At 56.5% G+C, this 15,331-nt stretch carries 11 protein-coding genes; 6 read left to right on the top strand and 5 right to left on the bottom strand.

Annotated features, from left to right (window positions below):
* Together SMC5_RS06240 and SMC5_RS06235 are read right to left on the bottom strand one after the other, a co-directional pair.
* The coding region (locus SMC5_RS06240) for a DNA-processing protein DprA (RefSeq protein ID WP_207799112.1) at positions 1-584 on the bottom strand (584 nt) is incomplete at its 3' end.
* Positions 581-2,656 (bottom strand): RecQ family ATP-dependent DNA helicase, encoded by a 2,076-nt coding sequence (locus SMC5_RS06235; protein ID WP_207799111.1) that lies wholly within the window; start codon positions 2,654-2,656, stop codon positions 581-583. The genes SMC5_RS06240 and SMC5_RS06235, both read right to left, overlap by 4 nt.
* Before the next feature lie 250 nt (positions 2,657-2,906).
* On the opposite strand from SMC5_RS06235, the gene SMC5_RS06230 reads away from it, so the two are divergent.
* Positions 2,907-3,977, top strand: coding sequence for a lipocalin-like domain-containing protein (locus SMC5_RS06230; protein WP_119120018.1), 1,071 nt, complete (start codon positions 2,907-2,909; stop codon positions 3,975-3,977).
* 29 nt (positions 3,978-4,006) lie between these two features.
* Here SMC5_RS06230 and SMC5_RS06225 read toward each other — a convergent pair whose 3' ends face one another.
* A complete protein-coding gene (locus SMC5_RS06225; RefSeq protein ID WP_119120017.1) occupies positions 4,007-4,507 on the bottom strand; it encodes a hypothetical protein in 501 nt (166 codons plus the stop codon).
* The gene (locus SMC5_RS06220; protein ID WP_119120016.1) at positions 4,494-5,063 is read right to left on the bottom strand and encodes a type II toxin-antitoxin system HicB family antitoxin; all 570 of its coding nucleotides are present in this window, start codon (positions 5,061-5,063) and stop codon (positions 4,494-4,496) included. The genes SMC5_RS06225 and SMC5_RS06220 overlap by 14 nt, the downstream gene beginning before the upstream one ends.
* Positions 5,064-6,043: 980 nt before the next feature.
* Between SMC5_RS06220 and SMC5_RS06215 the strand changes: the two genes are divergently transcribed.
* The 4 genes from SMC5_RS06215 (at position 6,044) to SMC5_RS06200 (ending at position 11,799) form a co-directional block, all read left to right on the top strand.
* Positions 6,044-6,730 (top strand): hypothetical protein, encoded by a 687-nt coding sequence (locus SMC5_RS06215; protein ID WP_126854961.1) that lies wholly within the window; start codon positions 6,044-6,046, stop codon positions 6,728-6,730.
* A 354-nt stretch (positions 6,731-7,084) separates the two neighbouring features.
* Positions 7,085-10,285: a P-loop NTPase gene (locus SMC5_RS06210; RefSeq protein WP_119120014.1), complete on the top strand. Its 3,201-nt coding sequence runs from the start codon at positions 7,085-7,087 to the stop codon at positions 10,283-10,285.
* A gap of 316 nt (positions 10,286-10,601) precedes the next feature.
* Positions 10,602-10,904, top strand: coding sequence for an ArsR/SmtB family transcription factor (locus tag SMC5_RS06205; RefSeq protein WP_165846285.1), 303 nt, complete (start codon positions 10,602-10,604; stop codon positions 10,902-10,904).
* Positions 10,897-11,799 (top strand): cation diffusion facilitator family transporter, encoded by a 903-nt coding sequence (locus SMC5_RS06200; RefSeq protein WP_165846284.1) that lies wholly within the window; start codon positions 10,897-10,899, stop codon positions 11,797-11,799. The genes SMC5_RS06205 and SMC5_RS06200 overlap by 8 nt, the downstream gene beginning before the upstream one ends.
* Here the strand turns inward: SMC5_RS06200 and SMC5_RS06195 are convergent.
* Positions 11,796-14,000: a PAS domain S-box protein gene (locus tag SMC5_RS06195; RefSeq protein WP_165849000.1), complete on the bottom strand. Its 2,205-nt coding sequence runs from the start codon at positions 13,998-14,000 to the stop codon at positions 11,796-11,798. The two genes, SMC5_RS06200 and SMC5_RS06195, sit on opposite strands and share 4 nt — an antisense overlap.
* A 264-nt stretch (positions 14,001-14,264) precedes the next feature.
* Between SMC5_RS06195 and SMC5_RS06190 the strand changes: the two genes are divergently transcribed.
* Positions 14,265-15,331 (top strand): carbon starvation CstA family protein (locus SMC5_RS06190; protein ID WP_133299177.1); only part of this gene is annotated, 1,067 nt, incomplete at its 3' end.

The raw sequence follows: 15,331 nt of genomic DNA, 5'->3' as shown, positions 1-15,331 counted from the left end.
TCGGCAAGCATGCCTGCAGCCGTTCCACCGGCTTCCAGTGCACCGCGCATGGACGCTTGGTCGATCCCGCGTGCTCCGCCCGATACAACCGTCTGCTGTGCATTGGCCGCCAGTTGTCCGATGCGTTCTGTGTACGCCAGCAGTTCCGGGGTCGCACTGCGGCTACCGATCACAGCCAATCCCCCTGTCTCCAGAATCGGGGCGTCTCCACAGCCATACAGTACCGCTGGCGCGTTTTCCTTCAACCGTTCCTTGAGCCGGTGCGGATATGGCGCGTCCGCACTCGTGACAACCCAGATGGCGCGGGTCTGCCAGCGTTCGACCGCCTGGCTCAGCAGGAAGCCTCGGCCAAGCAACTTTCTAAGTCGGTCGCCGTCCACGACTCCTTGGCATTGTCTGAGCAGGCCATCCGCATCAGCAGTGAGAAGATCGCCAGGACTTCTCTGTACCTCGTGCAGGAAGACCGCAAGACGCCCGTATTCACCCGGGGTCAACAGGTCCGCCGATGGCTCCATGCGCCCAGTCATCAAGGGCGCTGTGAGCAGCAGGATCACCTGGCTGTCTTGCGACAGTGCTGTACTCATCCGCCGGGTCCTATGGACGCGAGCGCCATCGGATAGACCTCGCCACTGCCATGGGAACGCAGCAGCCACGCTGCGACGGTCATGGTCCAGCGCGAATCGACCGTGTCATCCACCAGCAGCACGGGCCCCGCCGGCAACGTCCCCATGAGTTCAAACGAGCCATCGAGGTTGTGGGCTTGCTGCATGCTGTTCTGCATCGTTGCCTGTGGGGGCCGATCGATGCTCCTGCAAATCACGGGTCGAAACGGTAGTCCCAGCCGCTTTGCCAGACGTTCGGCAACATCCTGTACGAGCACCGGATCGCGCAGGGATGGTATGCAGGTGACCCAGGTGGGCGCAGGTTGCGGGTTCCATTCCTGGACCATCGACGCGCACGCCGCAACCAAGTCATCCCCAAGATGGTGGTCCTGGCATTTGCCTTGGCGCACCAGATCGCCCCAGCCGGCATCACCCCATGTGCAGAGTGCCCTCCCCGGTTCTGCCTGGAGCTCGCGGGGAATGTTCCCTTTGAGGTGATACTGAGGCATGTTGTCCAGTGGCCATTGTCTGCGGGGGTCGATGGGCAGACTGGTCCGGCGAAGAAACCCGATGGCTTCTCGCACCGCGAGCTGATCGACGGTTGCAGGCAGATCTGGCAGGTCGGGAGAGTGGCAGTCGCCGGGCTCCCCGTCCAGGGCGCGGATCAGGTAGGCCATATGTCCGGCGGGCAGGTCCACGTATTCCTGCATCTGGCCCTGCTCAACGTGCCGTAAGTCAGTCAGGCGCTGCGCCCGCTGCCAGAACTCCTCGCTCAGGTTGGTCGCAGTCAGCTGCCACTTGGTCCCCTGCTTCACGATGGGTGCAGGTGACTCCAATGCCAGCAGGTCGATGGTTTTCTCGATGCGGCCTTTTGCGATGTTGACGCTTGCCATGAGGGCGGGCAGCGAGAGTCCCTGAGGACTGCGTTCCAGTGCCTTCAGGATCTCTTTTACTTCGTCGCGTGTCGGGAACGCGGTCTTGATAAAGTATTCGTTGATGTCGTTCTCCTCGGTGCCACTCAGCAAAATGCCATAGGCTGCATCCAAGGCACGCCCTGCGCGGCCGACCTGCTGGTAGTAGGCCACGACCGATCCCGGGGTCTGGTAGTGAATGACAAAGCCCAGGTCCGGCTTGTCGAAGCCCATGCCCAGCGCCGTGGTTGCTACCAGCGCCTTCACCCGGTTGTCCAGCAATGCCTGCTCGAGTTCGGGCCGGTCGCTGCCACTGTCGCCAGTATACGCCACTACATGTATTCCGTGCAATGCGAGCCAATCGGCCACCTGCACGGCATCCCGTACCGTCAGCGTGTAGACGATGCCGCTGCCAGGCATGGCCGGTATCTGTGCGGCCAACCAGGCCAGGCGTTCAGCCTGGCTGTCCAGGCGGATGGTCTGAAGCTTGAGCGACGGCCGGTTCAGCTCGCCACGAGACACGTTGAGGTTGGGTCCGAGCACGTTCTGCAGGTCCTGTATCACGCGGTTGTTGGCGGTTGCCGTTGTTGCAAGCAGGCGCATGTTGGAGGGGAGAGCCTCAATGGTGTGCTGCAGCAGGCGGTAGTGTGGCCTGAAGTCATGACCCCAGTCCGAGATACAGTGGGCCTCGTCAACCACCAGCAGCGATATTTTCGCAGCGATATGTGCGAGAACCTCAGAGCGAAAGCGCTCGTTGGCCAACCGTTCCGGCGAGATAAGCAGAATATCAACCTCGTCGTGCTGCACGGCAGCTTCGATACTGCTCCAGGAATCCGGATTGTCAGAGTTGATCGTCTTAGCCCGAACGCCCATGCGTTCAGCAGCGGCTATCTGGTTACGCATCAATGCCAGCAACGGCGAAACGAGCAGGACAGGTCCTTGGCCTGCCTCGCGCAGCAGTCTCGTGGCGATGAAGTAGACGAAGCTCTTTCCCCATCCGGTCTTCTGCACGACGAGATAACGGCCGGGTTGTTCGACAATGGAGCGAATGGCCTCTTCTTGTCCCTCGCGGAACTGGGCGTCCGGAATACCGGTCCCGGTTCTCAGCAGTTCCAGTGAACGTTCATGCGAATATGTGATCATGCATTCTCCTCAGCGCTGGACTCGGAGTCCGTCTCGACGGCTCCTTTCGGAACCTACTGCATACTGTAGCAAGATTCGGTAACCGAGACAACGAGCGAGGGCGGCCTTGCGCTGAGTGAGCGTCGCTCCCTATGCTATGGTTTGAGCCATCCTCGGAGCCACGAGCCCAGCACGGCGGGAATCCATCTCTTGTTGCAGTTGGGCAAACCGCTTGTTTCAGCGATACTGTAACCATGAGAGATGACAACAGATGACCTTCAGGAGAATCCTCAAGGGCGTGCTGACCCAATTGCCCATCGAACTCTATGAGCTGATGGTCCGGGGTCCGTCACGTCGCCCTCTGCCGCCCGTCGACTTCACCAGCAGGGACCACTTTCCTCATCGCGGTGCGCGCCTCGAGTGGTGGTACTTCACCAGCGTTCTGATGACACCGAAGAGGAAAGCCCCTGTTGGACTTGAAGTAACCTTTTTCAGAGTGAAGACGCTGGTTGACAGTGTGATCGTCCACGTGGCCGTCACCGATGTCGATGGACAGAAGTTTACCTACACCGGCATGGTCTTGCCCGTGCACATCCCGTTCACCTCCGATGCCCACACGGTGATTGCCCTCTTCGGCAACCGGGTGGGGTTCAGCGAGAGTAACAATAGTTTTGTCATCGATGCACGCGTGAGGGGTCTGCGGGTGCATTACTCTTGTGTCATCCAGGACATCATGGCACAGGGAGCGGGCGGCATCCAGGAGATGCAGAACAGTCCGGGCGATGCCTCTTACTATTTCACGCTGCCCAACATGAAGACCGAGGGCACGATCGTCCTGAAGGGCGAGAGCCTGCCCATCACCGGGCTGACGTGGCATGACCACCAGTGGGGCAACTTCAACGCGGTCAAGATGAAGTGGGACTGGTTCTCGCTTCGATTCGACGCCGACGACCTCTACGTCATGCTGTTCAACTTTGACCGGTGGGGCACGACGTATGGAGCCGGGAACATATACCGGCATGGGCAAACGATGCATGTCGAACGGTTCGAGGTGCGGGCGTTGGATGTCTGCGTGGCGCGGAACGGCGTCACGTACCCCGTCGACTGGGAGATACGGATCTTCGACAGCTCCGAAGCATCCACCCCCTTTATGACTGCATACGTGAAGCCAACGCTCAAGGAGCAGCACGTGCCATCCCTGATCACGCCGGACTATTGGGAGGGCCTGTGCACTGTCCACGGTGAAATTCTATGCCCAGTCGATCTGGGCGGCACCCGCTTCCTCGACAAAAAGGTGCTGGACGGCTTCGCCTACGTGGAGCTGACAGGATACGAGACGTAGGAGTCCACCTGCCCTACGGCACCATAGCGTTAGCTGCTGCTACGTTTCTTCTTTGACGTGCTCTTCTTTAGCTGTGCTGAAGGAGTCTTTTCAGCAGAATCACCGAGATTGTTGGCTTTGAACTTGACCTTATACAATCCTATGTCGAGAGGAGTCAGTCCCATCTCCGCGGTAGTGGAGTGAACAAGGTGCCTGACATATGGCCAAGTAGCCAACGTGGCATTCTCTGCCATGACACTACGCATGTCATCGTTCAGTTCCCCCTGAGCAGTGTAGAGTACGGAATATGTGGCAGATATCTTCAGTTGAGCTTCGGATCCCTTCTCGGGAATCGCCTGAAGATCGTACTTGCAGGTTGCCCTCCAAGACCCCGGTGCGCCTTGCCCGATGGCAATTTCGTGCTCCATGTGGACATCCGCAGGCAGTTTCACAACTTCCGAACGCCAGGCAGAAGACTGAATGAGGGCAAGTTGAGCAAGTTCGAGGCTGTCGAAGAACTGGGAAAAATCAACACTGCTAGGCTTCGGCACGTCTGTCCTCCATTATCCAGGGATTCTGTGCAGCGCGATAATCTCCGCGTGGCATCGTCACGATATTCCCTGACTTCGGGAACTGCAATCGCCAGACACTCACCGCTGACACAATCATGTCCAGGCGCTTCGATATGTGATCTATCTTGGCACCAATACTCTCCATCTGTTTCTGTGTAGCTTTGCTGACCAATCCTTCCGCCAACAAGGTCGTGCAGAGCTGGTTCGTTGACACGCCCTCTTCGTCTGCCACTTCAGTCAATCTCCGGTGCAGCAGCGAGGTTGTCCTCACGAGAAACCTACCGCTGTACTCTTGTGTTGTCTTCGGAAGGGGGATTGCCCCCATATCTTCCAGAGCTGCAGCAATCCACTCACGCTGTGTCTCCCTCAGATTCGAGACTGCTACCTCAGGGGACTCGCCATCGCTCATGCAGCCCGGAAATTCCTGAATGCTGGCAAACCACCCCAAGTCATCGTCCGGGGTCAACTCAATGGTATATGGCATCTTCATGTAGTTGTCGACCGTGAGACCGACAGATGCTTTCTTCTTCATCATGTGCACTCCTCTCCTTGGGAATCCAAGCAGTCACGCACCGCCTTAGCCACAGCGCGCAGGTACCCTCCTTTGACCATCTGCCCACCGCATTTCGGAATACTTAAGGGAGGGTACCCTGTCTTCCGAAATGGTTCATGACTTGAGCCGTTCTCTTTCAGGGAATACCCGCACCTCTTTAGCACGAGTTGGACGTCCTCGTAGGGCATTTCTGTTGGCAGAGGGTACCTCATCAACTGCTTGACGATTTTTCGGAATCCCATAACACGAATTATATCACATACGATATCATGTCAAGACCCTACCCCCATGTGTCATTGAATACTCCCTTCACGCTTGCCATCTTCAATAGCGATCGAGGCGCGTGCGCCACAAAACCCCTTGACGTGCTCTTCACGGGATTCCGAAGCTGGAGCGACAGCTTTGAGCAGCACTCAAACGACTTCGAGAGAGAAGACGGAGGCAAGCGGTGGTCGCGAGGTACAGCCTGTCCAGCCTGATTATTCCAGATTGGTCCTCTAAACGGGAATAACGGCTAGGAGACATCAAGACATGTTGACATCGGCGCGAACTACAGGATTGTTGCGCGAGCACTGACGCTCGAAAATGGCTCTCCGTTCTTCTTGAGAAATGGTGCCGCTGCGATAGTGAAGGATGCGCGTACAGAGAGAACCAACACATTCTCGGGTGATCGAAATGTACAGGAACGAATTGACACAGGCTCTCTACCGTAGAGACTGTTCACATGGCATGAGACGATCCAAGTCTGTGTGGCATCCGAAGAGGGGGCGTCAAGCATGGAAACGGGGCGAAAGAGCCGCCCGACCGTACTAATCGATGTGGCTGGGTTCCAGCAGATGGCGCAAGCATCGGACATTCGTCCAGAAGAGGGAATCTGAATGAATCCGATGTCGTTCTTTTCATGGCTCCAGCACTGGTCACCATCGATCGCCCTAGTTCTCACGTTAGCGGGATGGATAGTAGTGCTTTGGTCGAATTATGCCAGCAGTCGTCATGCCGTCCTGCTCGCCACCCGGAATCAGGCCCGCACAGACATCACTGCTGCGCTTGAGCGCTATCTAAGCTATCTCCACGATATACTCGACCCAGCTACCGTGGCATTTAACATGGCCAATGTAAACGCTCTCGGCATCAGGCAGAATCGGGTTCTTCAATATGCGCCCGCGTTGATGGCGCAGCTGGCAGCCGGGCTCAGACATGACCCAAGGCTTGGTGCTGGAGGCCTCCAAATTCTGAAGGGATACCTCCCCCTCTTTCCAGAACTTGAAGAGGTCATTGTCCATCTGCAGTTCGTTCAGCTGTCAATTGAGGAGCATCTTGAGCGATACTTCGAGATAACCGCACTACCGCTACAGGTGGCTCAGGCCTTGCAGACGGCGCCGACAGAGGCAAGTTCGAGCGACCATCTTCCCCAAATCCAAAGAACAGACGAAGAGCTCCGTGAGATCTGGAGTCAGATAGGCCTAGTCAATGATCTCATCGAATGGCTCAACTACGCTGTACTGGCGAGTCTTGTGCGCGGACGAGAACCGTGGATGAGGACTGGGAACCCGGAGTCCACCACGAACATGAAACGCATAGGCACTCGGTTGTGCTGCGACAGGAAGGGCAACTTACACGTGTTGCACCTGGACGAAGAGCCTATGTAGACCGACGTTGCGTGCAGCACGGCGCGCAGGTGCCATTTCGTTCGTGGGCGAGCATAGCCAGGTGACGCGTGGGCTATGATGCAAATATGCCGACTTTTAGTGTAGGGGAATGTGCCGACCATAATGTGTGTCTCCATTTCGCGGTGGAGTAGGACATTAAACTTCGATCGTACCCATTAGTCTTCTATCATTTTCATGCACTGCCCGTGTTACAGGATGCCAGTCCATTAGGTTGGCACAAAACGCCCGCGTCTCGTTGTCCCTAATGCGCCGGAACACTCAGGTTATGACAGACGAACCGATGAAGAGAATCTACCTTGATCGGATCTCGGTCACTCGACCTCAGGAAACGCGATGGACGCATCTGGTGCTGCAGCGGAATTTCCATATGATTACCTCATGAAGCAGGGCATAGACGACGGGGCATTGCTGAAACAGAGTAGGGCACGATTTGCTCGCGTCATGAGCAAAGTGGCACCGCTCTTTGCTCAGTTATCGCCGGCGTTGCTTTGTGCCGTTGCTGCCATCTCATCCGGCGGGTCTCTTGGAGCCCCGGGAATCCCCGCTGCCGTTCTTGGCGAAGAAATCGTCAAGCAGGTATTGGTTGCCTACCCCATTGGACGGTTGCTCGACAAGCTCATTGGCAAAAAGTCGTCCACACTCACGAACGATGAAGCACACCAGGTGAAAGCTGCCATCGAGAGTCTGACCGAGAAGATCTCACAAGCATCGAGGCAGAATCTTGCCATTGATTCCGGGGTCGCGCAATTTGCGACCGCATTGATTAATGGCGATCAGTTGCAGCAAGCCAGACAGTGCATCGAGGGTCTTGATTCGAAACTGGGTGTCGTGAGTGCTGAACTGGCGACACGGCTTGACCAAATACGGGAAGAGCTTGCTGTCATGAACCAGGCTACCCTTCCAACGATACAAGCGGTTCTCGACAAGGGAGTCTCGACCCGTCCTGAGTTCTTCCGCCGTAGTGGCCCCGCATGGGTGGATTTCCAAGAGGGGTATGTGTACGAGCGTCCCGAGGTGGCTGACATCATCCAGAGACTCAAGCAGGAGGATATCGTTGCGATCAAAGGAGGACCTGCAAGTGGAAAATCATCTGTCCTGCGGAACGTAGGATACAGGCTTGCGGTCGATGGAGCGGACGTCCGATTCCTCGAACTGAAAACGCTGCCCGTCAATGAAGCCTCAGAGATATCGAAGATTCGCCATGGCTTCATCTTCGTCGACGATGCTCACCTCAACTTGGGCTTCGTCGAGAGTCTGTTGCTGAACCGGCCGAATGCAAAAATCGTCATTGCATGTAGGAACATTGACCTGAGGACGCTGTACGGACCTACAACCGAGTACAAGCTGACCGAGTACCTTGACAGTGCAGTGACGATTATGGCACTCGATGCAGCAGACCAGATACTAGAGAGATTCGAGGAGAAGAGAGGCCCCATTCCACACGAATTGAGAAGTGCATTGACGACGAACCACCTGTGGGTGATGGCATGGCAGCTGAAATCGATCGCAAGCAACGGACGCATTGATGAAGGGAGCGTCCTCAAGACCGTGAAGGAGTATGTAGAAAACATCAAAGGTTGCGCAAAGCCAGAGAACGTCTTGCTTCCGGCATCGGCATTCTCCGAGCACGAAACCGCAGTGCGCAAGCCGTTTCTAGACTCCTTCTCAGAAGAAGGAACCGTCAAAGCCCTTGAGGCCCAGGGCGAAGTCCTCGCCGTTGTCTCAGGCACAAAGGACTACGTTGTGCTACACCACTCTGAAGTTGCCGCCATCTATCAAAGGGCCTTCCGATACTTCGAGGACTTCAGTACCAGCACAAAGAGGGCAATTGCCCAGAGGTTTGAGAGCAGTTTCGGAACACAGTACGTGACGGCATCCACGCTGGCATCCAAACTCATCAACGTCTATCTGAGAGAGTACCCAACGGAAATCACGAATCTGGCAACAGTGTTTGAAGATGGTGCACTTGCTTCGGAGATCATTCGCAACAACTTGGAGGACATATCAGTCGGGTTGAAGCGGGAGGCCGATATCGCGCGAATTGCGCGGTTCACTGACACACTCATCGCCGTGAACAGACCTTTCGCCAAGATGATTGTCCAGCATCTAGACATCGACAACTTGGTCGAGAAGATTGAGAATCGAGGGAGCATAATCGCCACAGGAACTCTTCTATCTTCCCTCAGGATGGCTGACAAACTCATCGCCAGACACGTCTTGGAGAGACTCAACATCGACGACTTGATGAGAAGGATCGACAAAGAACTGGATCTCGGGGCGATGAGTCAGTGCGTTTACGCAATAGGCAGAGTTGACGGAGACATCGCCAGGAGAGTCGTCGAGAGGCTGGACCTTGCGACCATGGTCAGGAAGGTTGATGAAGAACCGGACCTGCACGTTCTTGGATTCTTTATCGGCACAATTGCTGGCGTGAAGAAAACTACTGGCATCAAGATTCTGAAGAGTTTGGATGTCCACAGGCTTGTGGAGAAAATGACTACAGCAGAAACGCCTGACGCGATCAATTGGGGCATTCTCACCCTCACTGCCATGGACAAGGAGGCTGCCAAGGTGGCTCTTGACGCACTGGGGTTCGATAAGCTGGTGCAGAACATCCGGAAAGAGCAAGACCCCGAGCGAATTGGGAAGTGGCTGACGTTGGCAACTCGTTCAGGCGTTGACGTCGGCAGCAGAGTCATTGAGGAATTGGATCGCGGCGAACTCGTACAGAAACTTGAGCAGGAGAACGACATTGGCCGCATCGGAGGATTTCTTGACGGTATGCACGGGGCGAACGAGAATGTCGCTGCGGAGATCTTGGGGTCGTTGGACATCGCAGGATTGATTCGGAAGACAACAAGAAACAGGCTTGATGTTGTGCTGATTCGAACCGCACTGAACAGTATCGCCAGTGTAGACGTGCGTATTGCCAGCAGAATCGTCGAGGGACTTGATGTCGAGAGCTTGGCGCGGGAACTTGACAACGAGGAAGACATCGAGGAGTTCCTGCAACTCTTTGTCACAATTGGCAAGTTGAACCGGGACATTGTCGGAAGACTTGTTGAGAAACTGGACATCGACAGGTTGATAGACAAGGTCGAGCACGAAGAGGACGCTCACTGCTTCGGAGAGGGTTTCCTGGCAGTTGCCTTTGTTGATCCCGACGTTGCCCAACGAATCGTTGCAGCGCTTGGCGTTGGAGGATTGGTGGGGAGGATTGACAAGGCAGGGGATGTTCAGGCGATAGGAGAGTGCCTTCGCGCGCTTGCCATGGTGTCCCCGCTGACAGCAGAGCAGGTTGCCGGGGCACTGAACATCAAGGGAATCGCAGAGAAAATCCGAAAGGAAGAGGATGTCAAGAGTATTGGAGTACTCTTGGAAGCGTTTGCGAAACAGGGTCCAGTTGTCCAAGGTCTTCTTGATGCTGTGGACGCATCAAGAAGACAAGAGGTTGTTGAGTACCTCCGCGCGCGAGGAATAGTATTGGAGAAGTGCACTCACATCAAGAAGCGAAAACGAAAGAAAGGCAATTGAGATCGATACCAGACAAGTTGCCCTGCTCTAAGGGAACCTGCGGCATAAGCATCCAACCCAGTTCACCAACACTGTGGATCAGCAAATGATCCATCTCAGGTGACAATTGGCCGGTCCTCCCGGCACGGGAGGACTCTAGTGTGGAATTCAACTAGTGGGACATCAACCTATGACTGTTTCTGTCAAGGCTAGTCGACAAACACTCGTCACCTGGAAGAAGTAGTCAGACATTGATGTGCTACTCCATTCCCGCGAATGCGGGAATGACGGAAGTGACTCTTGACACATGATGATATTGTCATATGATACAATCATCATGAAACCAAACACGAAGCTCGACGAATTGACATCGTTCTACAAGCTACTGGCAAACGAGTCACGGCTGTCCATCCTGCTTGCGCTGCGCGACGGTGAGGACAACGTCGCCGGCATCTGTGGCCGCACGGGTCTGAGCCAGACGCTCGTCTCGCACCAGCTGGCCGCCCTGCACCGCAGTGATGTCGTCCGTTCCCGCAGAGATGGACGACGCACGTTCTACTCCCTTGCAGACAGGCACATCGACATCATTGTTGGGTTTGCGCTGGACCATCTTGCCGAAAAGGAAGTGCACCATGAGTAGTCACCACGACCATGAGCTACCCACTGGGCGCAACCTGCTCATCACCATCTTGATGAACGTCGTTATCACCGTGTCGGAGATCGTCGGCGGCCTCGTCTCCGGATCGCTGGCGCTGCTTGCGGACGCATTCCACAATGCGACGGACACCTTGGCTGGTGTCCTGGTGCTGTGGACGCTGCGCTTGGGGCGGCGTGCTCATGACGAGCAGTACACGTTTGGGTATCGCCGCGCCGAGATCCTGTCCGCGGGCATCAATGCCGGGGCCATGGTCGTCATCTCGTTTGTCCTGTTATATGAAGCCTACCGGCGATTCCTGCATCCGATCCCCATCAAGGGAGGCATCATGCTGGCCGTCGCCCTGGTCGGGCTGGTGGCCAATCTCGTGTCTGTCCTCCTGCTCCACCGCTCCGCCGGTGAAAGCCTTAACATCCGCGGTGCCTACCTGCACCTGCTGTCGGACACCCTCTCGTCAGTCGGCGTCGTGGTGGGTGGCGTCATCGTCACACTGTGGCACGTGACGTGGGTTGACCCGCTGGTCACAGTGCTCGTGGCAGCGTGGGTCCTGAAGGAGGCATTCTCGGTCGTCCGCGAAGCCGGAGGCATCCTCATGGAACGCGCACCGATCGGGCTCGAACTGGCGCGGCTGGAAGCCGACATCTGCGCGCTGTCCCATGTCAAGGACCTGCACCATGTCCATGTCTGGCAGGTCAGCGACACCGAAACGATGTTCGAGGGGCATGTCAACGTGGATGACATCTCGGTCAGCGATACAGGGTCGATCCGGGAGCAGATCCAGGACTTGCTGCATGACAAGTATGGTATTACCCACGCAACCCTGCAGTTCGAGTACGAGTGCTGCAAGGGTGCCGGACTCATCGTGCACGGCAACGACTAGTCAGAGTCAGTCAGCTTGTCGTTCAGGACGGTTTGTTCGTCCAGTCCGGGTGATGTCAGCTCACGACTCACCCCGAAGATGGCAGGCTTGCCGCCCCACGTAGTGCGAACGACCCGCCGTGTCTCGACCTGGATGAGCTCGCCTTCGTGATTCACGAGGGAGAGGACGTAGATGCTGGCCTTGCCCGCGATCATATCGGCCAGAATGCAAGCGGTCTCTGTTCGCCGGTCCGGAGGACAGAGGTCCAGCACCGATGTCCCGCACAATTCGTTTGCTTTCCGTCCCAGCCTTTCTGCTGCTGCGGTGTTGATCCTGGCGATCGTTCCGTCCTCTTGCAGTATGAACACAAGGTATGGCATGACCTCGAACAGCGTCTCGAAGTCCTGTCGGCTGGCTCGCACAGATTCGTCGGCGCGGAGGCGGACGACGGCTTCGCCAATGGTGCGGCCAATCGACATCAGTAGTTCCGTTTGCAGTTCTGCGTTGTGGCCGTGGGCGCTGGCGAGATTCAGGGCGCCAACAACGGTGTCGCCTGCCGCGATGGGGATGGAGATCAAGGAAACGACGCCGTATTGCTGGGTAATGTCGGGTGGTAGCTGATCGAGTTCGGTAAACGCAGTAGGTTTCCCTTCGCGGAGAACGGTGCGATAGGGCTGGTCGTCTATGGGAAGGGAGCGGACCCGTTCGATGAGTTCGCTGCCAAGGCCCGTCGTGCAGGCGAGTATGGCGTGGTTTCCGTCGACGATGTAGATGCCACCGCCCTCAAATGGTGTGGCCTCGAGAGCTATGGTCAACGCTGACGGCAGGAACTCCTCCATCGACCGCGCCTTTCCTACCGCCTTGATGATGTCGTAGAGGGCGTTCGCCCGCCTCCGATCGACAGCGAGCGCTTCAGCCGCCCTCCGCGAGCCGGTGATGTCCTGACTGGCAGTGAACAGCGCGAGGCTACCATTCCAGGAACCACGCGTCACGAGGGTGCTGACGGGGATCTGCATACCGTCCGCGGCCACAAGTGTTTGTGTACTGCTCGTCCTCGTGCCGTTGATCATATCTCCCAGGATGATACGCGACAGCTCTCGCTCTTCCTGAGGGTGCAGGTCGTTAATGTCTGTTCCTATCAGTTCTGTGGGTGTCTGTCCCAGACGGCGGGCCCCCTGCTCCCCAACAGCCAGGATCTTGCCCTCCCGGTTGACGACAAAGAAAAACCCTTGCACAGAGTTGAAGAACGCTTGCAGGTTCGCTGTGTTCTCCTGCAGCGCTGCCATCGTCTCGATGCGGTCCATGCCGATGGCGATTTCGCGGGCGATGGCTGCCAGCACCCCCTGCCAGTTCTCCTCGGATTTCGGTGGCACACGCCATGCCATGTCGAGTGAACCGATGACGCGCCCCAAGCTGACAAGGGGTACGACGGCAAGTGTCAGCGGGGGGTCATCGGGGCGGGCCGAAGATCCTGGGTCGTGCCAGGTATTGCTGAAGAAGGGCTCGGCAGTCTGGTACACCCGAGAGAACGGTTCTTCGTCCGTTGGGACGGACGTGGCTTGCTCCTGTACCACCTGAGAGTCTCCCTGTGCAGACACCAGGTGCGCCGTTCTCCCGTCGGGATTCAGCATATAGACACCACCACGATCGTAGCCGAACAGTTCATGTGCCATGGTGAGGACGTCCGCAAGGAACGAACCGACAGAAGTGGCTGTGGCTGCTGCATCGAGCATGTGCTGAAACAGGCTGGACCGACGGTTCTCCAGAGCGAGCGCGAGTTCGAGGTGCCGCTGAGTGGTGATATCACGGGCCTGACCGAGGACGCCCGTCAACAGGCCGTCGACATCATGCAACGCGGTCTTTTTGGTATTGTAGTACTTCAGGTTGCCTTCCTGATCCACTGCGCTGAACTCGTGTTCACACACGCCGTCATGGATGGCGATCTGGTCGTCGGCGACGTACATCTCGGCTCTATCGCGGGATTGAACCTCGAAATCAGTCTTGCCGATAACGTCGCGTGTCTGTCCCGGGTCGGCTCGCAGGTAGGCTTTGTTGACCGCAACATAGTGACCCTGAGTATCCTTGATCCACATCGGGTCGGGGGAGGACTCCAGAAATTCCTGCCACTGGTGCGCAGCGAGTTTTACGGCATCGACTGGCCCGGCACACGCAGAGAAATCGTCGTGCTTTCCTTCCAGGTGTTTGTCTGACCGTTCCTCCACGAGGACCTCCTGTTGTAGAGTCATGACACATAGTGTGATGCTAGCCAAGTATACGTTGACAGGCCTGAACAATCAACCGAGACGCCATATTGTGGTGATGCGCGCGTGTCAATGGGGGTATTGTGAAAAAAATGAGAGGGCGTACTCTAGATAGGGAAGCGAGTCGCCACGGATTGACATCAAAAAGGGCGTAGCAAGAAGGAAACGCAGTTTGCGAAGCAGAGGGGTCGCAGGTAGCAAGAGTTTAGAAGGAGGTATCAGAAGATGACCGCATTGATTGTCCTGTTTGCCGCAGCGTTCTACATCTTTTTCTACTTCACGTACGGCAAAACGTTAGAAAGAAATGTCGTCAGGGCAGATGGCACAGTACCGACACCTGCAGTAAGATTGCGTGACAATATTGACTACATACCTGCAAACAAGTTTGTCCTGTTCGGCCACCATTTCGCATCGATTGCAGGTGCAGGCCCGATCGTCGGCCCTGCCATTGCAGTCGTATGGGGATGGTTCCCCGGACTGCTCTGGGTATGGTTTGGCAACCTCTTCATCGGCAGCATCCACGACTACCTGTCCCTGATGGCGTCCGTCCGCTATGATGGAAAGTCCATCCAGTGGGTCTCGGGCGAGCTCATGGGGAAGTCGTCGAAGTACATCTTCGAGGTATACATCTACTTCACGATGATCCTGATCGTCGCCGCATTCATGGGCGTCTTTGGAAGCCTTGCCTCAAAGAGCCCTGAAATCCTTACTGCTTCTGCCCTGTTCATGGTTGCTGCACTCGTCGAAGGGCAGCTGCTCTACAAGACGAAGCTGCCATTCTGGCTCTCGTCGGCGATCGGCGTCGCCCTCACGATCGGTGCGATCGTGGTCGGATTCGTGTGGCCGTTCGTTAAGGTTCCCAGCATCCAGCTCATGTACGCGATCCAGGTTGTTTACATTATCTTCGCTGCGGCACTTCCTGTGTGGTTTCTGCTGCAGCCAAGGGACTACCTCAACTCATACATCCTCTGGGGCGGCATCATCATTGCTTCAATTGCAGCGGTGTTTGCGTTCCGCGGATTCAGCTGGCCAGCGTACACGAGTTTCGCCGCCAGAGTCATTTCGGGACAGCCTTCGCCATTCTGGCCCACTGTTCCGCTGGTCATTGCGTGTGGCGCCCTGTCGGGATTCCACTCCATCGTCGGTTCCGGCACGACCTCCAAGCAGCTTGACAACGAACTCAGCGGACTGTTCGTAGGGTACGGCGCGATGTTCATGGAGGGCATGCTTTCCACCATCGTCATCACCTCCATTGGAGCATTCGGATTCACGGTGTTCCAGGGGGTCGCGGA

This window comes from Candidatus Cryosericum odellii, from assembly GCF_003570935.1.
GTDB lineage: Bacteria > Caldisericota > Caldisericia > Cryosericales > Cryosericaceae > Cryosericum > Cryosericum odellii.
Note: the sequence above shows the minus strand (reverse complement) of the source record. Positions and strands in the feature narration are given on the sequence as shown.